Annotated in this window: 13 protein-coding genes; 3 read left to right on the top strand and 10 right to left on the bottom strand. The window is 60.6% G+C overall.

Going from position 1 to position 21,276, the window contains the following annotated elements; all coding sequences use genetic code 11:
• Nucleotides 1–101 precede the first annotated feature (101 nt).
• Both ACZ0A4_RS08520 and ACZ0A4_RS08515 read left to right on the top strand, forming a co-directional pair.
• Nucleotides 102–1,445 (top strand): cation:proton antiporter, encoded by a 1,344-nt coding sequence (locus tag ACZ0A4_RS08520; RefSeq protein ID WP_463574071.1) that lies wholly within the window; start codon nucleotides 102–104, stop codon nucleotides 1,443–1,445.
• A 187-nt stretch (nucleotides 1,446–1,632) separates the two neighbouring features.
• Nucleotides 1,633–1,929, top strand: a complete 297-nt coding sequence (locus tag ACZ0A4_RS08515) for a hypothetical protein (RefSeq protein ID WP_322847140.1) — start codon at nucleotides 1,633–1,635, stop codon at nucleotides 1,927–1,929.
• A gap of 250 nt (nucleotides 1,930–2,179) precedes the next feature.
• Here ACZ0A4_RS08515 and ACZ0A4_RS08510 read toward each other — a convergent pair whose 3' ends face one another.
• The 4 genes from ACZ0A4_RS08510 to ACZ0A4_RS08495 all read right to left on the bottom strand — a co-directional run bounded on the left by ACZ0A4_RS08510 (nucleotide 2,180) and on the right by ACZ0A4_RS08495 (nucleotide 8,686).
• Nucleotides 2,180–2,716, bottom strand: coding sequence for a hypothetical protein (locus ACZ0A4_RS08510; protein ID WP_463574070.1), 537 nt, complete (start codon nucleotides 2,714–2,716; stop codon nucleotides 2,180–2,182).
• Nucleotides 2,717–2,793: 77 nt separating this feature from the next.
• On the bottom strand, nucleotides 2,794–4,713 hold the full coding sequence (locus tag ACZ0A4_RS08505) for a hybrid sensor histidine kinase/response regulator (RefSeq protein ID WP_463574069.1): 1,920 nt from the start codon (nucleotides 4,711–4,713) through the stop codon (nucleotides 2,794–2,796).
• A 5-nt stretch (nucleotides 4,714–4,718) separates the two neighbouring features.
• A complete protein-coding gene (locus ACZ0A4_RS08500) occupies nucleotides 4,719–7,037 on the bottom strand; it encodes an ATP-dependent DNA helicase (RefSeq protein WP_463574068.1) in 2,319 nt (772 codons plus the stop codon).
• Complete coding sequence (locus tag ACZ0A4_RS08495; protein WP_463574066.1) at nucleotides 7,034–8,686, bottom strand: VRR-NUC domain-containing protein; 1,653 nt, start codon at nucleotides 8,684–8,686, stop codon at nucleotides 7,034–7,036. The genes ACZ0A4_RS08500 and ACZ0A4_RS08495 overlap by 4 nt, the downstream gene beginning before the upstream one ends.
• A gap of 195 nt (nucleotides 8,687–8,881) precedes the next feature.
• Here ACZ0A4_RS08495 and ACZ0A4_RS08490 point away from each other — a divergent pair, with 195 nt between their 5' ends.
• Complete coding sequence (locus ACZ0A4_RS08490; RefSeq protein WP_077572987.1) at nucleotides 8,882–9,106, top strand: YgdI/YgdR family lipoprotein; 225 nt, start codon at nucleotides 8,882–8,884, stop codon at nucleotides 9,104–9,106.
• A gap of 54 nt (nucleotides 9,107–9,160) precedes the next feature.
• On the opposite strand, the gene ACZ0A4_RS08485 is transcribed toward ACZ0A4_RS08490, so the two are convergent.
• The 6 genes from ACZ0A4_RS08485 to ACZ0A4_RS08460 form a co-directional block, all read right to left on the bottom strand.
• Complete coding sequence (locus tag ACZ0A4_RS08485) at nucleotides 9,161–9,535, bottom strand: hypothetical protein (protein ID WP_463574065.1); 375 nt, start codon at nucleotides 9,533–9,535, stop codon at nucleotides 9,161–9,163.
• A 239-nt stretch (nucleotides 9,536–9,774) separates the two neighbouring features.
• Nucleotides 9,775–11,628, bottom strand: a complete 1,854-nt coding sequence (locus ACZ0A4_RS08480; RefSeq protein WP_463574064.1) for a polyurethane esterase — start codon at nucleotides 11,626–11,628, stop codon at nucleotides 9,775–9,777.
• A 198-nt stretch (nucleotides 11,629–11,826) separates the two neighbouring features.
• Nucleotides 11,827–13,515, bottom strand: coding sequence for a polyurethane esterase (locus ACZ0A4_RS08475; protein ID WP_463574062.1), 1,689 nt, complete (start codon nucleotides 13,513–13,515; stop codon nucleotides 11,827–11,829).
• 57 nt (nucleotides 13,516–13,572) lie between these two features.
• Nucleotides 13,573–16,650, bottom strand: coding sequence for an autotransporter domain-containing protein (locus tag ACZ0A4_RS08470; RefSeq protein ID WP_463574061.1), 3,078 nt, complete (start codon nucleotides 16,648–16,650; stop codon nucleotides 13,573–13,575).
• 84 nt (nucleotides 16,651–16,734) lie between these two features.
• The gene (eprS, locus tag ACZ0A4_RS08465; protein ID WP_463574060.1) at nucleotides 16,735–19,686 is read right to left on the bottom strand and encodes an autotransporter serine peptidase EprS; all 2,952 of its coding nucleotides are present in this window, start codon (nucleotides 19,684–19,686) and stop codon (nucleotides 16,735–16,737) included.
• A 217-nt stretch (nucleotides 19,687–19,903) separates the two neighbouring features.
• Nucleotides 19,904–21,274: a TolC family outer membrane protein gene (locus tag ACZ0A4_RS08460; protein WP_463574059.1), complete on the bottom strand. Its 1,371-nt coding sequence runs from the start codon at nucleotides 21,272–21,274 to the stop codon at nucleotides 19,904–19,906.
• Nucleotides 21,275–21,276 lie beyond the last annotated feature (2 nt).

Genomic DNA, 21,276 nt, shown 5'->3' with positions numbered 1-21,276 from the left:
AGATCAAAATATCGCAGCCTGCGGCAGCTCCTACAGGGGCGGCGTGATAAGCGAAAGGGTCTCTGCAGGCGGCCGTCATTAATCACTGAAGGCGGCAAATCATGAGTTTTACTGTGTGGGTCGCGGTACTCGGCGCCGTGCTGTTGACCCTGGCACTGACCTCCTCGTACCTGCGCTGGATGCCGGTGACCACGTCAGCCGTCTGCTTGCTGCTGGGGATCGGCATCGGCCCCAGCGGTCTCGATCTGTTGAAACTGTCGCTGGAAAACGCCTCGTTGTGGATGGAGCACCTGACCGAAGTCGCGGTGCTGTTCTCCCTGTTTGTCTGCGGGCTCAAGCTGCGTTTGCCGTTGCGTGACAAGCGCTGGCGAATTGCATTCGGTCTTGCCGGACCGGTAATGGTGCTGACCATTGCCGGAGTTTGCTTGCTGCTGCATTGGGGATTGCGTTTGCCGTGGGGGCCGTCGTTGCTGATCGGCGCGATTCTGGCGCCGACCGATCCGGTGCTGGCGGCGCTGGTACAGGTCAACGATGCCAGGGACGTCGATAGCGTGCGTTTCGGGCTCTCGGGCGAAGCAGGATTGAATGACGGCATCGCCTTCCCCTTCGTGATTCTCGGCCTGTTGTTGCTGCACGGTGATGGCAGCGCTGGTGAATGGCAGGGCTGGGTCTTGCGCAACGTGTTGTGGGCGGTGCCCGCAGGACTCTTGACCGGTTACTGGATGGGTCGCGGCATCGGCCGCGTGACCCTTTCACTGCGCATTCGCAATGACGACAGCACCTTGAGCCCCAATGATTATCTGGCACTGTCGCTGATCGCTTTAGCGTATGTCGTCGCGGAAGCCATTGGCGGCTACGGCTTTCTCTCGGTATTCGCCGCTGGGCTCGGTTTACGGCAAGTCGAAGTGAAATCCACCGGTGCCAGCCAGCCCCCCGCCGAGCATCTGGTGCAGCCGGTGGTCGGCCATCAGAACGTCGAACCGCAGCACGCCGTGCATGGCGATACCGATCGGCTGGAGAGCAGCCAGGTCGCAGCCGGGATCATGATGGGCGATATGTTGTCGTTTGGCAGTCTGGTCGAGCGCGCCATGGAAGTATTTCTGGTGACCCTGCTCGGCGTGGTGCTGGTGGCGCACTGGGATTGGCGAGCACTGCTGGTGGGCGGCGTATTGTTCTGCCTGATTCGCCCGGCCTGCGTCGCGCTGATACCTTGGGGCACGCTGCTGGAGGGGCGACAACGATTACTGATCGGCTGGTTCGGCATTCGCGGGATCGGCAGCCTGTTCTATCTGTTTTATGCCTTGAATCACGGGCTGACCAACACGGTGGCCACGCAATGCACCGACCTGACCTTGTCGGTGGTGGCACTGAGCATCCTGCTTCACGGGATCAGCACCCAACCGATCCTCGCTGGCTATGAACAGTACAAGAAACAAAAATCCTGATTTTTAATTTCGCGCTGTAACGATTTATTGATCGAATTTTTTTCTGTAAAAAAATGGATCCCTGCGCAATGGCCGACAGTCACAAGCATAACCCCTCGCCAGATGTGTCCGGCGGGGCCCGGCAGGTTCGGTTCCCCTGCGGTGCTAAGCCTATGAAACGGAACCCTTGAAGAAAAAGGTCACGGTCATGAAAGAATGCTCGACTCCTGCGCAAATCAAGGCTTGCAGAGCACTGGCTCTGGAACGCAATCGTCAATTGTTCGATAACGCCCACACCCTCAATCGAGCGGCCAATGCGCTGCTTGACGTCAAGGATCTGGACATTGAACAGTTCGAGCGCTACCGCGCACTGCGCAAGAAAGCCGATTCGATGTTTGAAGATGCGATCGACCATTTGTGTGTCTTGAATGAAGACTTCCCGCCGATTCCGATGTCGTCGCAGAACTCGGTGGCGTTGCGCCGGCAGCTTGAAACCGTGGAGTGAGCCAGAGCAGCCCCCTCACCCTAGCCCTCTCCCAAGGGAGAGGGAACTGACCGAGGTGAATGGTTGAGGTACACCGACCTGAGATACCGGGTCGAACGCAGATTTTGAGTACAACGAAGATCTGCTCCCTTCCCCCTCGCCCCCATTGGGGGAGAGGGTTGGGGTGAGGGGGATCGATCTGTGTAGCACCACTAAATCCAAGCGAATGAAAAAGCCCGGCCCATAAGCCGGGCTTTTCTATACCTGCCCATCACCCTCCAGGATTGGTCACCTGGATAAACACCGAATAACTCCCCAACAACACCCAGAACGTTGCAAAGATCCAAGGCGTGCGCACCGAAAACAGCAGCGACTTGCGATAGCCCTTGTGGCTCGACTCCATCTCGCTGAACAGCGGTGATTCGTCATACGCCAGGCCCATCAGCGGTTCGCTGTGCAACAAGTGGCTCTGCTTGAAATGCCAGTGATCGATGATGTCGTAAGCCGCGCGAATCCCGGGCCAGGCGTTGAGCGAGCTGAGCAACCCGAGCAGCGCCAGAAACGGCGGCACCACCAGCGTGAACAACTTGCCCCACTCCGGATTGAGGTTGGCCATGCAGGACGCAAAGGCGATCACCAGAAACGATTGCGCGGCCAGATAGGCATCGGTGCGGTTGGCGAGGATGCTGGTTTCGTACTGGATCTCCCGCCGATAGAAATCCAGCCGTTCCTTCGGTGAGCCGAACATCTTGGCGTCGTGTTCGGTCAGGGTTTCTTCAGCAGTTGGCTCAGTCAGTATGCGAGACAAAAGACGCACGCTCCAGGGTGGGGAAGACGTTTAGAAGTCCCCGTTGGCGCGCAAGTTCAGCCGGATTGACCACCGTCTCACTTCATCGATTGCGCAATGATCGCCACCAGATTCATCTGCGTGAACGGCTTGGGCAACCGTGGCAGTTGCGCGGCAAAACCTTCCAGGCGCTCGGCATATCCGGTGGCGAGGATGATCGGCAGATCCGGTTTGAGCAGCCGCACCGCGTGGGCCAGTTGCGCGCCGCTCATCTGCGGCATGGCCATGTCGGTGATCATCAGGTCAATCACCTCGCCCTGATCGAACAGCGCCAGCGCCTGCGCCCCGGACGTCGCACTGACCACCCGATGGCCAAGGTCTTCGAGCAACAGGCTGGTGCTGGTCAACACCAGCGAATCGTCATCCACCACCAATACGCTGAGTCTTGGCACCGAAATCGGTTCGGCAGGCGGATACAGCGGCTTGCTGGTCACACCCTCGACGGCCACCGGAATCCACAATTCAGCCTTGGTGCCCTGGGCTTTTGCGCTTTTGAGAATGAAGCGGCCACCGAGTTGTTCCATGTACCCGTGCACCATCGACAGCCCCAGCCCGGTGCCTTTGCCCAGACCTTTGGTGGTGAAGAACGGGTCTCTGGCCGAGGCTAGCGTTTGCGCATCCATACCCTCGCCGCTGTCGATCAGGCTGAGGCAGACATAACGTCCTGCCGGCAGATCCGCGTGACCGAGTTCGAGCACCACCTGCGGTTCAGCATTGATGATCACCGTGCCACCGTCGGGCATGGCATCACGGGCGTTGGTCGCCAGGTTGAGCAACGCCAGTTCCAGTTGATTGCTGTCCGCCAGCACCGGCTCCAGGCCCTCGGGAAACTGCGTTTCGACGCTGATGCCCGGCCCCAGGGAACTGCGCAACAAACCAGTAATGCCCTGTACCAGTTGCGGGATATCGACGGGCTCGGTCTTCAGCTCCTGACGCCGGGCGAACGCCAGCATACGCTGGGTCAGCGACACACCGCGCAATGCACCTTGGGTAGCGTTTTCCAGCAGACGGCTGATTTTCGCGTCGTCGCCCATGCGCTTCTGCACGATTTCCAGATTGCCGAGAATCACCGTCAGCAGATTATTGAAGTCATGAGCGATGCCTCCACTGAGCTGACCGATGGCCTGCATCTTCTGCGCCTGGAACAGCGCTTCACGGGTTTTCTCCAGCGCTTGCTGGGCTTGATGGGCCTCAGTAATGTCACGGGTGATCTTGGCAAACCCGAGCAACGTGCCGGTATCGCCGCGAATCGCATCGACCACCACATGGGCCAGAAAACGCGTGCCGTCCTTACGCATGCGCCAGCTCTTGTTTTCGAAGCGGCCCTCGCGGGTGGCGATTTCCAGCGCCCGTTGCGGTTCGCCGAGTTCGCGGTCTTCGGGGGTATAGAAAATCGAAAAGTGCTGACCGATGATTTCTTCCGGCAGATAACCCTTGATCCGCTGGGCGCCTTGATTCCAGTTGCTGACCCGGCCTTCGGGGCTGAGCATGTAGATCGCGTAATCGGTAACGCCCTGCACCAGCAAGCGGAACTGCTGCTCGCTTTGCTTGAGGGTTTCCTCGGCCATTTTGCGGTCGGTGAGGTCGCGGGTGATCTTGGCGAAGCCGAGCAATTTGCCGTTGGGATCAATGATCGGATCAATCACCACGTGCGACCAGAAATTGGTGCCGTCCTTGCGCACCCGCCAGCCCTCGCCTTCGAAACGCCCTTCACGGATCGCCGTATCGAGCGCCCGTTGCGGCAGGCCAGCGGCGCGATCATCAGCGGTGTAGAAACGCGAAAAATGCTCGCCGAGGATTTCCGCCTCCTCATAACCCTTGAAGCGTTTGGCGCCGGAGTTCCAACTGGTGATGATGCCGTCGGGATCGATCATGTAGATCGCATAGTCGACCACCGCATCGATCAACAGACGAAAACGCATCTCTTCGATCGCAGCGGTCTTGTTGTTTTCGCTCATCACACTCACCGGGCATTGTCATGAGCAGAAGTATGCGTCAATCCGGCGAATTGGGAAGCGGCCGACTCATTTTTGATTGCCCACCAGCTTGGCAGCAGTTGTTTGATCCGGCTTTCGGCAAAGCGGTCGTCGATCAACATGACCACGCCGCGATCCTCGCGGGTACGGATGACTCGTCCGGCGGCCTGCACCACTTTCTGCACGCCGGGGTAAAGGTAGGTGTAGTCGTAACCGGCGCCGAAGATCGCCGCCATGCGGTGTTTGAGCTGTTCGTTAACCGGATTGAACTGCGCCAGACCCAACGTGGCAATGAACGCACCGATCAAGCGCGCACCGGGCAAATCGATGCCCTCACCGAATGCGCCACCCAACACGGCAAAGCCGACGCCTTGGCTGTGGGCGGTGAACTGATCGAGAAAGGCCTGCCGCGCGCCTTCGAGCATCCCCCGCGATTGTTGCCAGAGGGTGATGTGCGGATAGCGTTCGGCCAGTAACGACGCCACTTGTTGCAGATAATCGAAGCTGCTGAAAAACGCCAGGTAATTGCCGGGGCGCTCGCTGAACTGCCGCGCGATCAGTTCAACGATCGGCTCCAGCGAGGCCTGACGATGGTTGAAGCGCGTCGAGATGCGGCTGATGATTTGCACCTGCAACTGCTCGGCGCAAAACGGCGATTCGACGTCGATCCACACGGTGTCGGCGGGCGTCCCAAGCAAATCGGCGTAATAGTGGCGTGGGCTGAGGGTGGCAGAAAACAACACACTGCTGCGCGCCGCTTTCAGGCGCGGGCCGATGAATGCCGCCGGCACCACATTGCGCAGGCACAATTGCGACAGCGGCTTTTTGCGGTCGAGGTCGCGCTTGCTGATGTCGAACAGGTAATGCTCGTCATACAGCTCCGCCACCCGGACGAATTGCAGCAGGTCGAAATAGAAGTTCTGCAACGCGCTGTCGAGACCCTGCGGATGGTCATTGAGGTAATCGCCAATGGCGGCGCAACACAGCGAGATCGCTTGCAGGAGTTTTTCCGGGGCCTTGTCGTAGGCCTGATACGCCGCCAATTGCGGCGCATGCAGGGCGTTCCATTCACGGTTGATCCGTTGCAGGGGCTTTTTCAACGGCGCCGGTGCAGTTTTGCGCACGCTGCCCAAGGTGAACTGATCAAGACTGCCGCTGTACATCTGCCGGCCCCGTTCGACGAGGTTGTGCGCCTCGTCCGCCAGCACCGCGACTTTCCATTGGTTGAGCTGGGCGAGACCGAAGAGCATGGCGCTGAAGTCGAAGTAATAATTGTAGTCAGCGATGACCACGTCCACCCAACGGGCCATCTCCTGACTCAGGTAATACGGGCACACCGCATGTTGCGTGGCCACTTCGCGCATGGCCGCTTGATCGAGCAACTGGATTCGACTGGCTGCCTCACGCGCGGCAGGCAGGCGATCATAAAAGCCTTGGGCCAACGGACAGGATTCACCGTGACAGGCTTTGTCCGGGTGTTCGCAGGCCTTGTCCCGAGCGACCATTTCCAGCACCCGCAGGGGCAAGGCTGGCGACTGATCGAACAACACCTGGCTGGCATCCAGTGCCAGTTTGCGACCCGGTGTCTTGGCAGTGAGGAAGAACACCTTGTCCAGTTGCTGCGGTGCCAGCGCTTTTAGCATCGGGAACAGCGTGCCGAGGGTTTTGCCGATGCCGGTCGGCGCCTGGGCCATCAGGCAGCGGCCGGTGCTGACGGCCTTGAACACCGACTCAGCCAGATGCCGCTGGCCCGGCCGAAAATCCGCATGGGGAAACGCCAGTTGTTGCGCGGCCAGATTGCGCGCCTCGCGATGGGCCATTTCCTGTTCGGCCCATTGCAGGAACAGTCGGCACTGCTGCTCGAAAAACGCTTTCAACGCATCTGCGCTGAACGCTTCGACCAGACAGGTCTCTTTCTCGCTGACGATATCGAAGTACACCAGCGCCAGATTGATCTGTTCAAGCTCGAGCTTGCGGCACATCAACCAGCCGTAGATTTTCGCCTGCGCCCAGTGCAACTGGCGGTGATTGGCCGGTTGCTTGTTCAGGTCGCCACGGTAGGTTTTGACTTCTTCCAGGCAGGTTTGCGCCGGGTCGTAGCCGTCCGCCCTGCCCTTGACCTTCAATTGCAGGAACTCGCCTTCCAGCGCCACTTCGCTTTGATACTTTTCGCTGCGCCGTGAGGCCACGGTGCGGTGGCCGGCAATGCCTTCCAGCGCCGTGGGTGAGGGTGTGAAGCGCAGGTCGAGGTCGCCGGTTTTGGCGGTGAACTCGCACAGTGCGCGCACGGCGATGCTGTAGCTCAAGCGCTCTGCTCCGCCCATTGCACGTAACACACCGCCACTGGCATCTGGTGTTGATGGCAGAACTCCAGCCAGCGCAATTGGTTGTCCTGCAGGCGATCGCCGGGACCTTTGACCTCGATCATTCGGTAGGTTTTGTGCTGCGGCCAGAACTGGATAAGGTCGGGCATGCCGGCGCGGTTGGCCTTGATGTCGAGCAGCAAGCGTTTGAACCAGTGCTTGAGGTGCTGGGCCGGCAGACAGACCAACGCCTGCTCCAGCAGTGGCTCATTCATTGCTCCCCAGAACACGAACGGCGACTGGATGCCCCATTTGTCGACAAAGCGCTGGCGAATGGTCGCGGCATAGCGGCCGTCGTCGAGTTCGCTCAGGCAGGCCTGAAACAGCTCGGCGCGGCGTTGCTGGAAGTCTTCGTTGAGCAGGTCCACCGGGCCGCGCTGGAACGGGTGAAAGAACGCCCCGGGTAACGGCGCGAAGATCGCGGGCCAGCACAACAAGCCAAACAGTGAGTTGATCAGGCTGTTTTCCACGTAATGCACCGGGCCGTCATCATCGTGCAGATGCGCCTGCACGTAATACTCCACAGACAACGCGGGATCGCTGCGCGGCAAATGCAGGTCCAGACGCTCGACGGGCTTCACGGTTGTGCGCTTGAGCGGCGGGCCGCCGAGCTTACGCCGCAGCCTTGGCAGAATCCGTTGCAGGCCTTGCTGCTCGGCGGCGCTTTCCGGCGCCTGCTCTGCCAATGTTCCAAGTTCCAGCGCCAGCGAGTATTCGCCGCTGCGTTCCAGTACGCGAATCATGCGCAACCGGGCGCCGGGATAGGCGCAGTCGCGGTAGATGCTCAGGGCCAGGGCAAACTCGGTGATGCGCTCGCAATACTGGCCGATCTGGAACAACACCTTGCCACGCCGGCGATGCAGCCAAGGGTTGTCGAAGTCCAACGCACTGACTTGCTCGACGATGGTTTCCAGCGGCTCGCCGGCCTCGAAACGCAATTGGCAGTTGTGCAGGAACAGACAAGCGTCGACGTCCTCGCGGCGACGCAGGCCTCGCGAATCCGCGCAGAATTCGACTTTTTCATAGGTGAAGATGCCCAGGTCGGCGAGGACGAATTCTGACCAGTCCTGATACAGGTTGCCGAAGAACATCAGACGCAAGCGGTCGCACAGGTCCATGATGGTCAGGCTGAACAGCCGGTCATCGAGCAGCGGCGCCCAGTCGCGCAGGCTGCGCAACTCGCTGAAGTGCTCGGCCAACAGCGGCAGCCACTCATCCTTGCGCCCCTTGGGCTGTTCGATGGCGGCGCCGAAGGCTTGCACAAGCTCGGCCTTGAGCAACACGTCGAACAACTCGGCGAGCGCCAACGGCGCATGTTCGGCGATCCAGCCACGCTCCAGCAAAGGTTGCGCGGCCCTGGCGATGTCACCGACTTCAACATAATTGAGTTTGCCGACGCGAAAGTGCACGCCCTTGCGCATCACCATCCGCACCAGCAGACCCTGACTCGCACGGGGCAAGGCCGTGAAGTCGCGGATAAACGCGTGTTCCGTTTCGCTCATCACATCGGCATAGCGAAGTTCAAGCCAATCAAGCACTTGCCGAAAGTTGTTAAGGTAATAGAACGGGTCGTCGAGGGGATTGGCAGTCACGGGAATTCTGGGGCCATGGCGAGCGAATACTGGTTATGCGTACAGATACCAGCTGTGCCCTGCCCGGTGCAAACGGAAAATGATCAATGGCATTTTTTCGTCGGGCTATCGAACTTTTCCTCCGGGGATGGCACCAACCGCGTTAGAGGGCCGACAATGCTCGGCATCACATCGAATGAGGATTTAGAGGTGGGTATGAAAATCAAGTCACTGGGCATCCCTTTCGCCGTCGTTGCCGCGCTGGCACTGGCCGGTTGCTCGACCCCGACGGTAGTCACTCTGCAGAACGGCACCCAGTATCTGACCAAGGACATGCCGAAAACCAAAACCAAGGACGGCTTCTATGAGTTCGAAGATATTTCCGGGGCCAAGGTGAAGGTCCGCGCCGATGAAGTGGCGACCGTTCGCGAAGAAGACTGACCCACGGTGATCGCTCCCACGCGGAGTGTGGGAGCGATCAGCAAAGCAGCTTTTTTATTCGAAGGTCGGCATGCCCGGGAGGCTGCCATCGCATGGCATGTACGTGCCGCCCCGCTTGACCACTTCGCCCTGCAAACGCCGGCAGCGTTCCAGATCCTGCTGCGCCATGCGATCGATGCTCAGATTGCCGGTGGTTTGCGGCTGTTTACCGTCACCCAGGCGCAAGGTCACGAACGGTTGTTCGGGCTGAATCTGAAAGCGGCTCTTCTCTTCGACCGGTTCGACCACTTCGCTTTTCGGTGGGCTCGGCAGTTGGTCGGTGGTGATGCCATAACGGCTCAGAATCGAACTTTGAGGCAGATCGGCGCAGACATTGGCCGAACACAGCGCCAGTGCAACGAAGCCGATATACCCCTTGAAACCTTTCACGTTTGAATCTCCTGTACTCAATGGCGGCTAGCTATAGAACGTGTGCGCACGTGCTGGCTTTAGGCCGCATTTCCTGTTTTGCAGGGGTTTGAGTCAGGTCGTGGCTGTCGAGTCACTTTTAAACCGCGTTATCGTTCTTCGCGAGCAGGCTCGCCCCCACAATGGATCTGTGTCGTTTACAAATCCCCTGTGGGAGCGAGCTTGTTCGCGAAAGGGCCCTTACCGGCACCCCATCAACATCAGGCGATCACAACACCGTCAGCACTCAAGCTATTGAGCGACACCCCGACCAGCGTCACCGAATCGTTGCCAAACGTCAGCACCGTATCCTGCCCAACGGTCGCGGCATGGGCACGGAAATCCTCCGCCGGCAAAACACCCTGCACACCGAGAAACACCAGTTTGTCATTCGACGTAAAACCCACTACCCGATCCTGCCCGAACGCACCGTTGAACAGGAAAGTATCCGCCCCGCCTCCCGATTCCATCAGGTCGTTGCCGGCACCACCAACAAACACGTCGTTGCCCGCACCGCCAATCAGGTGATCATTGCCATCGAGGCCGAACAACCAATCGCCACCGGCATGCGCCTTCAGCGTGTCGGCGCCAGCGGTGCCTTTGACGCTGGACTCGTAAGCAGTGACGTTGTTGCCGACCTTCAAACCGCTGGCCGTGACGCTGTGGGTCACGTCGTCCTTGAACAATCCCCAGAGAAACCCCGGTTCTTTGGTGACGATGCTGCCGATGTCGCGGGTGATGCTGATCCCGCCGTTGGCATCGCGCACGTACACGTTGCCGGCGCCGTCGTTGGCGAAGTCGAAGTTCTTCACCGCGCTTTGCAGATCGAGGGTATTGCTGCCCTGCCCGCCAAGGATGACGTTGTAGCCGCCGCTGTCGCGGAACGTATCGTTGCCGGCGCGACCTTCCAGATAATCGTTGCCGCTGCCGCCCTGGATCAGGTCATTGGCGTCACTGCCGATGATGAATGTGCTGCCCTTGTGGGTTTCGGCGTTGCGGTTGAGGTCCTGCACCCAGGTGTTGGCCCGCGCCGGGTCGGACAGGTTGGCGACGATGATCGTCGAGTCGCGGCTGGTCAGGTCGTAGAATTTTGATTCGATCACCCGGTTCATGCCGTCTCCATATGCGGTCGGCAAATGGGAAATCCACGTGGGGATGTTGACGATCGAGAACGGCAGCAGATTCCACGCGGTTGAGGCGTAATGATCATTGAAGCTGACGATGTTGTCCGTGGCCGAGTCCTTGGGCGCATCGTGCACGCCGACGGAGGCACCGGTAAAAGTCGAGCCGTCGAGGGCACGGAACACCGGGTCGTTTTCGTAGCCGACGTTGAGCACTTTGTCTGTGCTGCTCTGGGTTGGCGAGGCGTAGGCGATGTAGTTGGAATCGGCAAAGAAACCGCCCCACTTGCCGCCACTCAGATCCGCCATGCTGTTGACCGCCAAGCCACCGAGGCTGTGGCCGCTGACCAGCACATCCTTGCCGCTGAGGCCGTTGGCCTTGGCAAACGCCACCACATCATTGAGCAGATTGCCGAAGGCTTCGCCGACGTAGTTCTTAGCGTAATCCTTGGGGCCGAAGGCGGCGAGCAGGTCGTTGATCACGTCGCCAATCGAGTCGAGGATCAGGTTTTCCCGCGGACCGCTGGTGCCGCGAAAGGCAATGCCAAGTTCCGTGAGATGGCCCTGAGCGTCGTACTTGCCGAGAATTTCCACTTGCGCGGTGGTGTAACCGGCCTTCTCGCCGAAGAAGGTGCCCCGGGCGTCGGTCTTGCCGTCGTAGCCCAATTGCGAGGCGGTGATAGGCGTCCAGCCAGCCTTTTTCACGGCGTCGAGGGCGAGTTTTTCCGAGTCGGGGTTCCACGGAATGCCGGGAATCACCCCTTGCGAGTCGGTGCCGCCGAGCAGCGCCGTGACCAGCGTGGCGGGCAGGCCGAGGCCGAAACCGTTGTGCTGATAACCGGCGGCAAAGCCGTTATCGAGGTTGTGGTAGGAATACAGCGTGATCGCCATGGCATCGCTGAACAACGCCTTGGAATCGGCTGTGCCGAAGTTCTTGTAGTCATACACACCCATTGCTATTGCCTCTCTCTTTGTTGGAATTGTTAGAGATAGCTCACAGCCAGGGCGCCCCACGGGGACGCCCCGGAGCATTTCAGTACTACTTATTGCCTTTCATTGTGGGAGCGAGCTTGCTCGCGAAAGCGGTGTGTCAGCTACAAAAATGCTGACTGATACACCCTCTTCGCGAGCAAGCTCGCTCCCACATTGGATCTACGCGAACATGAAACTGGAGTCCGACAGGTTAGCCACTCCCACCCCGATCAGGGTCACGGCAAAGTCGCCAATCTTCAGCACGGTATCGCTGCCGTTCTGTGACGCGTTTTGCTTGTAGTCGTAGCCCTGCCCCGCGCCTTCGACACCCATGAACACCAGTTTGTCGCTGCCCTGATAACCGTTGATGGCATCGAAACCGAACGCGCCGCTGAACAGGAACGTGTTGTTACCCCCCACGGCAGTCATCACGTCATTCCCGGCGCCGCCGACGAAGGTCACATGGCCCTTGTCGCTGATCAGCTTGTCATCGCCGCCGAGGCCGAACAGCCAGTCGCCGTCGGCCGTGGCGTGCAGCGCATTGCCGTAGCCATCGCCGCTGAGCGAGTGGTTGTACTGGGTCAGCTCGCTGCCGTTGGTCAAACCCTTGGCGGTGACGCCCCAGGTGATTTCCTTGCTGCCCCACCACGAACCCGACTCCTTGCTCACCAGAGCGCCGATGTCGCGGGTCATGCTGATGCCGCCGTAGGCATCGCGCACGTAAAGCGTGCCGTCACCGTCGTTGGCGAAGCTGAAGTTCTGCAACGGTTTTTGCAGTTCGAAGGTGTTGTGGCCCTGGCCACCGAGCAGGATGTTATAGCCGCCGTCATCACGGAAACGGTCATCGCCGCCCAGACCTTCGAGGAAGTCATTGCCCGCGCCGCCCTTGAGCCAGTCGTTGCTCTGCGTGCCGATGATGAAAGTGCTGCCGGTGTGCGGCTCGCCGCTGCGGCCGAGATCTTCAACCCAGGTCTTGCCGCGAGAAGCCTCTTCCAGGTTGGAGACGATGATCGTCGAGTCTTTATGCGTCAGGTTGTAGAACTTTGAGTCGATCACCCGATTCAAGCCATCGGCATAGCCCAGCGAGCTGTGGGCCGACCAGTTCAGCGGATTGATGATGCTGAACGGCACCAGGTTCTGCGCGGTGGACGCGTAGTTGTCGTTGAAGTTGATGATGTTGTCGGTGGTCGAATCGTGCGGCTTGTCGTGCTTGCCCATCGAGGCGCTGCTGAACGTGGTGCCGTCGAGCACGCGGAACACCGGGTCGTTCTCGAAACCGATGTTCAGCACGTTATTGCCGGTGCTGCTTTGGGTTGGCGAGGCGAAGGTGATGTAGTTGGCATCTTTGAAGAAGCCGCCCCAGTTGCTCGCGCTCAATTCGGCGACGCTGTTGACGCCGAGTCCGCCGAGGCTGTGACCGCTGAGGAGCACGTCCTTGGCGGCGATGCCGTTGGCAATGGCGAACGCCGCGACAGCCTTGAGCAGATTATCGAAGGCGTTTTTCGCGTAGTTGCTCGCGTAATCCGACGGCCCGATAGCCGCCAGCAGGTTGTTTTTCAGGTCGCCGAAGGTGTCGCTGTAACCCAGCCCGCCGGTGCCACGAAAGGCCACGCCGATGCCGATCAACTTGCCTGCAGCGTCGTATTTTCCGAGCACTTCGGCTTCGGCGCTGGTGAAGCCGTCCTTCTCGCCGAAGAACGTGCCCTGCGGCCCGACCTTGCCCTGATAGCCCAGCGCCGTCGCTGTGACCGGCGCCCAAGCGGTGGCCGGCAACGGTTTGCCAGTCGGCGTGTAGGCATACAGCGTCAGTGCGATGGCGTCGCTGTACAACGCTTTGCCATCGGCATTCTTGTAATCGAACAATCCCATGTTGTGCTCTCTCTTCCTTCAAAAACCGGCAGTTCCTTGCAGAACTGCCGGTACGCTTTAGAACTGCCAGTCGAGGGTCAGACCCACACCGTGATCCTTCTCGTTGCTACCGATCAGTCCGTTGTAATCCAGGTTCACCCGCACATCGCGATTGAGCGCCAGACCTGCCCGCACGCCGACCACCGCCGCATCGCGATCCATCGACACGCCCTGCACGGTGAACGCGCTGTTGCCATTGGCGAACGCCAGATGGCTGTCGGCATCGACGTTGTTCAGGTTGTGCTGCCAGCCGAGGCTCGCACCCAGTTCCAGTTGCTGCTGATCCGACAAGGCGAACGAACGCTTGGCGCGCACACCGAGGGTCGACAGCACCACATCGCGATTGTCCTCACCGCCCTTCAACGCTGCAGCATCACCCTTCTCGGTGAAGCTTTCGGTATTGAGGTGCACGTAAGCCAGGTTGGCGAACGGCTCCAGGTTCATCGGTTGCAGCCCCAGATCATAAGCGGCCTCGGTGAACACTTGAGTGGTTGCGGCATCGTGCTTGGTCTTTTGTTTACCGCTCACGTCCCCGAACTGCAGGTCACGTTTGACGTCGACACGGTGCCAGCTGTAGGCGCCGCCGACGGTCAGTCGCAGCGCATCGATCTGATGCCCCAGGTACGCACCCAAGTGGTAGCTGTCGACCGACGCCGACGAATGCGTGCCGCTGCCCATGCTCAACGAGCTGTCGCTATAACCGGTAACGAAACCCAGACGGGTATCTTCAGCGATCAAGCCGTCGACACCGGCCAGCAAGCCACCGATAGAGCTGTTGGAGTCGGCATTGTCATGCCCTCCATCGCTCTTGCCCCACGAACCCAGCACCTTGACCCAGGCGTTGCTGCGGTCGTCGGTCGGTGCGCCAGCGTTGAACAGATCACGCTCACGCAGACGCTCGCCCACCGCTTCACGCAGGTAACGGCTGTCGTTGATCAGCATCGTGCCAATAGCCGGATGAATCTCACCAGACAACTGCTGGAAGGCTTGCTGCGCCGACGCCGCATTCGGCGACAGCAACAGGGTTTCGAACAGCGCATTGCCGGCGCCCAGACGCTCCGCCGCCGCACCGACCGCACGCTGGTTTGGCGTCAGACCGACACTGGCGAACGAGGCGTCGTTACGGCCGACCGCCAACTGGATGCCATCGGCCGAGTACGCCAGCGTGCCGCCGACAAAGGCGTAATCCGGCAACACCTGACCGAAGCGTCCTTCAATGCCGCCGGCCGCTTGCAGGATGTTGTACTGAGTGCCGAGCAGGCTTTGCACTTCGTTGGTGGTCAGTAGCGTCGGGCTGTTTTCCAGCGACATGCTCACCGTGGCGCCTTCAATGACCGCTTTGCCGGTGGCGATGATCTGATCGCTGCTGGTCGGCGACAGCTCTACCGCGTAGGTCGAACCCGGTGCAAACGTCACGTCACCGGCCACGTTCAGGGTGCCGATGGAGTTACCCGGCGCCACCGTACCGCCGCTGTTCACCGACAACGCGCCGATATGGCCGTTGCCGCCGAGAATACCGCCGTCATTCACCGTCACCGCTGATTGCAGCGAACCGTTGATGGCCAGACGCCCCTGATTGACCAGCGTCGGACCGCTGTAACTGTTGTTGCCGGTCAGTACCAGCGTGCCGATACCTTGCTTGGTCAAACCGCCGTGGCCGGAAATGTCGTTGCGCCAGGTATCGAGGCCGCAGGTGATGTCAGTGCACACGCGTTCGGTCGGTTTGCCCTGATCGATGATCGCGCCGATGCCCGGCAGGTCCGCGACAAACTGGCCGGAGCCGTACGCGCCATCGATACGGAATTGCGCCGGAATGTCCTGCTCGGTGACGAACATCGACGGGCCGTCGATGCCTTTGCGCAGGTTGATCATGCCCCAGCCGTACAAGGCGTCGATGCCCGGTGCGCCGAGGTCGGTAGCCGTGGTGCGCAGTACCGTGGCGACTTGATCGCCAGTCATGTACGGGAAGCGCTCCATCAACACGGCCATGGAACCGGCCACGTGCGGCGCGGCCATCGAGGTGCCGTTGTAATTCTTGTAGCTGGTGGTCAGGTTGTCGGCGTTGGTGCCTTCAATGATCGAACTGAAGATTTTCGTGCCCGGCGCCGAGACGCAGAAACTCGCGGTGTAGCCGCAGCGCGAAGAGAACGTACTCATGATGTACGGGTTGGCGCTGGCCAGGTCCGGGTTCTGTTGCAACGCAGCGACGGTGATCCAGTTCGGCGCGATGTCGGGAACGAAATAGCCGAGGCCGGCAATGGCGTCCGGGTTGTTGAGGTTGTAGTCGTTGCCGGCGGCGAAGATCGTCACGATGCCGCTGCGCGCGGCGGCAATCGCGCCGTCATAGGCGCCGCCGGGCTTGGTGCCGAGCAGCGTGCGGATCTCGTTGAACTGCAACTGCGCGTCATTGACGGTGAAATGCGGGTACGCCGGATCGCGGCCACCGAGGTCGAAACGGTCGGTGATGCCGATGCCCCAGCTGTTGTTGATGATCCGCGCGCCGCTGGCGATCAGGGCATCCCAACCGGCCTTGTACACCGCGCCGTCGTTGCCGCGAACGATGCCGTCCTCCGGGCCCGGGTCGCCGTTGTCGGCGCTGATGATCTGTGCACCGAACGCCACGCCGTGCATCGGCCCGCCGTCGCGACTGCCGGCGGCGATACCGCCGACGTGGGTGCCGTGGGCGCCAAGTTTGCCGTCGGAGCCGACCGAGGGCGAACCGTCATAGCGGAACGCATCGCCGGCTTTGACCGGGATGTACGGGTCGGTGTATTCGCGAATCCCGCTGGTGACCAGGGTGACGACTTTATTGCTACCGGAAAACTCCGGGTGCGCGGCATACACCGGCTGATCAAAGATCCCCAGTTTCACGCCTTTGCCGGTGTAACCGGCGGCGTAAGCGTGATCGGCACCGATCGCACCCAGGCCCCAATCGGCCTGAAACTCGCTACTGCGCCAACTCGACGGATCGCCCGTGCGACCGCTCTCCACATAGGGCGCCGCATGAGCTGTGCCGATCGCACAGAGCACGGCGAGCGTGAGGGTTTTCAGGGCAAAGCGGCCTCCCGTTTGCGCGGGGGTATTGTTGTTATTCATCCAGCGACCTTCCTTAGTGATGTTGCGAAAAAATCCGTCTCTTCAGCTGTAAACACACTGCACGCAGGGACCGGTTTATCTTGCTTAGAACTGCCAGTTCAGGCTCAAGCCAACGCCATGAAGCTTCTCGCGATTGGCCAGTTGTCCGTTGTAATCAAGGTTCACCCGTACGTCTTTGTTCAAGGCCAGGCTGGCCTGCACGCCAACCAGCGCCGCATCGCGTACCAACGCGGAACTCTCCACTGCGTACGGCGTGCCGCCGCTGGCAAAGCGCAGATGCTGTTCGGAGTCGATGTCGCTGAGGCTGTGCTGCCAGCCGAGGTGGCCACTCACGTCGAGTGATTGCCGGGGCGAAAGATTGAAGGTTTTGATCGCCCGCACGCCGAGGGTGCTCAGCACGGCGTCACGTTGATCGCCCGAGCTTTTCAGCGCGGCAGCATCGCCCTTCTCGGTCAAGCCTTCCGTGTCCAGGTGCACATAGGCCAGATTGGCGAACGGTTCCAGCGCCAGCGGTTGAAGGTGCAAGCGGTAAGCCGCCTCGCTGAACACTTGCGTGGTCGCTGCATCGACCTTGGCTTTCTGTTTTCCGCTGACGTCGCCGTATTGCAGGTCGCGCTTCACATCAGCGCGATGCCAGCTGTAAGCCGCGCCGCTGCTCAAACGCCACGCGCCAATTTCACGACCGGCGTATGCACCCAAGTGATAGCTGTCGACCTTGGCCGATGAGTGCGTACCCGAACCCATGCTCAGCGAACTGTCGCTGTAACCGGTGACCAGACCGATGCGCGTCTGCTCATCCAGCGCGCCATCGACACCCGCCAGCAACCCGCCAATCGAGGTGCTGTAGCCTGCCGTGTCGTGGCTCGAATCGGTCGTGCCCCATGCCCCGAGGGCTTTGATCCAGCCGTTGCTTTGTGCCGCGTTGGTATCGTGCAAGCGCTCGCCCACCGCGTCGCGCAACTGGCGGCTGTCATTGATCAGCATCGAACTCAATGCCGGGTAGATCTCGCCGCTCAACTGCTGGAACGCTTGTCGCGCGGAACTCGCATCGGGTGAACGCAACAGGCTTTCGTACACCGAGTTACCCGCGCCCAGGCCTTCAACGGCGACGGCGACCGAGCGCTGATTCGGCGTTTGTCCGACGCTGGCGAAGGTTGTCGAGTTACGTTCGATATCGAGCTGAATGCCGTTGGCGGCGTAATCCAGGCTGCCACCGATAAACACATAATTCGGCAGCACCGCACCGAACTGGCCCTGAATGCCACCGGCCGCTTGCAGGATGTCGTACTGGCGACCGAGCAGGCTCTGCGCTTCGGTGGTGCTGAGCAACGTCGGGCTGTTTTCCAGCGATAGGCTGACGGTGGCGCCGCTGATGTTGGCGGTGCCGCCGGCAACGATGCGGTCGCTGCTGGTCGGCGACAGTTCAACGGCGTAAGTCGAACCGGGCGCGAAGGTCACGTCACCGGCAACGTTCAGGGTGCCGATGGAGTTGCCCGGCGCCACGCGTCCGCCGCTGTTGGCGAGCAGCGCGGCGATTCGCCCGGAACCGCCGAGGGTGCCGCTGTCATTCACCGTCACCGCAGACGTCAGCGAGCCGTTGACCGTGAGCAAGCCGCCATTGACCGTGGTCGCACCGCGATAGGTGTTGTCGCCGGTGAGAATCAACTGACCGCCGCCGGATTTGATCAGGCTGCCCTGGTACACCCGATTCGCCGCTGCTGCCTCGCGAGCGGTGCCAATGGCGTAGTCGGTCTGATCCTGCTGACTGGCACCTGCAGCAACGCCGTTCTGCCAGCCCTTGTCTTGCAGGGTTTGCTGCCAGGCACTGTGCTCGGCGAGGTCTTCGGCCTGCCGCTGGATCAGCGCCTTGTCGGAGATGTCATTGCTCCAGACATCGCGCTGCCCTGCCCCCAGGCTGGCATCAAACGCACCAAGCAATTGCCCCGGCCCGCGCATCGCCCGGTTCAGATTGGCCACGCCCCAACCGACGCGCTCGGTCGGCGCATCGGTGACCGAGCCATCCAGTTGCGTGGCGGTGGTCAGCAACACTTCGAGCGCCTGCTGATTGTTCATGTACGGGTAGCGTTCCATCACCAGCGCCAGCGCGCCGGTCGCATGCGGCGCCGACATCGAGGTGCCCGACTTGATCGCGTAATCACCGCCGGGAATGGTGCTGTCGATCTTCGCTCCCGGCGTGGTGATGCACCAGTATTTGGCGAGGCCGCACTGGTTGTACTTCTGCTGATTGCTCTGATCGAGGCCCGACACGGCCAGCCAGTGACCTTCCAGATCCGGCTGGAAATACGGCAACGCCGAACGCACGCTGGCATTCGGGTAGCCGCTGTTGCCGGCGCTGAACACGTTGATCACGCCGCGCCGGGAAACATCGGCGGCGGCATCGAGCCAGGTGCCCTTGTTCCAGTGCTGGGCGTAAGCGACGTGCAGATCAGCGAGGGTGCGGTAGCTGACATCCGGCGGCTGGCTGCCCCAGCTGTTGTTGATTGCGCGTACGCCAGCATCGGCGAGGGCGTCGTACACCGCTTTGAAATAGCGCGGATCGGGGTTGGGGCCGAAGAGGAAGCTGTCGTTCTTGTTGGTGTTGCCGACGTAGATCTGCGCGTTGTACGCCACGCCGTGCATGCCGCTGCCATCGCGTGAGGCGCCCATGGTGCCGACCACGTGGGTGCCGTGAGAGTCGTTGTTGGGATTGAGGGTGCCGTCGACGTTGAACAGTGAACCGTCGATGTAACTGCCGCTGGCCGTGACCGGGTGATAACGGTCGCTGGCGAATTCCGGGTGGGCGGCATCGAAACCGGAATCGAGCGCGCCGATTTTCACGCCTTTGCCGGTGATGCCGGCGGCGTAGGCTTGCTCGGCCTGCATGCGGCTCAGCCCCCAGTCGCGGAGGAATTCAGCGCTGCGCCAACTGGCGGGATCGCCGGGTTGGCCGGCTTCGAGGTACTGGGCCTGAGCCTGGGTTGCAGAAATCACAAGCAGCAGGGTGCCGACCGAAATCGGCTTGATGCGTACGTCCATGTTCACCACTCACTTTTATTGTTTTATGCAGGTTCTTTTGCGGTGTTGCCTGTTCCCCTCACCCCAGCCCTCTCCCCGAGGAGAGGGAGCCTACCGAGGTGTCTTGCGTCATTCATCGACCTGAAAAACCGGGTCGGTGTTGGATTCGGTGACGCTCGTTCAAGTCGGTGTACTTCTGCAATATCCCCGGTCAGTCCCCTCTCCCTCTGGGAGAGGGTTAGGGTGAGGGCTGTTGAGCGACCACAAAAGCCTCATCCACCCGCGCCAGGTCCTGCTCGTTCAATGTCCCGGCGTAGTAATGCAACTTGGTCCAGGCCATCAGATAGTCGTACCGCGCCTGCGCCAGATCGCGGCGCGTAGTGAACAGTTGCTGCTCGGCGTTCAACGCATCGAGGTTGGTCCGCTCACCACCGAGAATGCTCTGCTTGGTCGACACCACCAACGCTTCAGCCGAGCTCAGCGCCTTCTGATAAGCGCGCAGTTTGCTCACGCCGGACAAACAAGCACTGAACTGCCGACGCAGTTCGATCAACGTCTCGCGCGTCTTGCCATCGAGTTCATACTCCGCCTGTTCCATGGTGCGGCTGGCCTGACGCGTGGACGCTGAGACACCGCCACCGGCATACAACGGCACGCTGACTTCAAAACCGATGGTGTTGGTTTCGTAGCGCTGGTTGTAGGTGTTGCCGCTTTCCGATTCGTTCTGGCGCATCGACGCGTAAGCACTGACTTTCGGCAGATGCCCGGCGCGATTGCGCTCTACTTCATAACGCGCAACTTCCACGGCCTGACGCTGCGAGGCCAGATTCGGGTTATTGCTCACCGCCATTTCGTGCCAGGTATCGTAATTGGCAGGCATCAGCGCGAAAGTCTGAAAATTCTGATCAAGCGGCGCCAGATCGCCAATATCCACCGCTGGCGTGCCCACCAGTGCACCCAGTTCACGCAGCGCGGCATCCTGTTCGTTGCGCGCCTCGATCTCCTCGGCGGTCGCCAGTTCATAGCGCGACTCGGCCTCAAGAATATCGGTGCGTGTGCCCTCGCCCTGCTTGAACATGTGCTCGTTCTGCTGGAACTGCTGCTCGTAAGCCTTCTTCTTCGCTTGAGCGATGTCAATCTGATCCTGCGCGAACAGTGCCTTGGTGTAGTTGTCCAGCACACGAACCAGCAATTCCTGACTCTTGCCGCGAAAATTTTCATCGGCAAACAACGACTGCGCGACACCCTTGCGATACGCGGCATACGCCTCGTAGTCGAGCAGCGGTTGTTGCAGGGTCAGGGCCGAGCCGTAACTGTTGTAGTTGCGATCATCGGTCCGGTTACGTGCGCGCTCATCCAGAGAGGTGGCTTTCGACGAGTTGCGGCCCTTGTTGTAGGTGTAACCGATACGCGGCAGCAGGCCGGCGCGGCCAATCGCACGGTTCTCCAGACCCGCATCACGTTCCTTGATCGCCCCGAGGAACACCGGGTCATTGCGCAACGCCTGTTCGTAGATCTCGAACGGCCCCATGGCCGCCACTGCTGAGTGACTCGCGAGCAGCATCATTGCCGCCCCGAGCATGGAAAGCTTATTCATACAGCCGAACATCC

Source organism: Pseudomonas sp. AC172 (assembly GCF_979258595.1).
The sequence above is the reverse complement of the archived record's forward strand: the minus strand, read 5'-3'. Positions and strand labels throughout refer to the sequence as shown.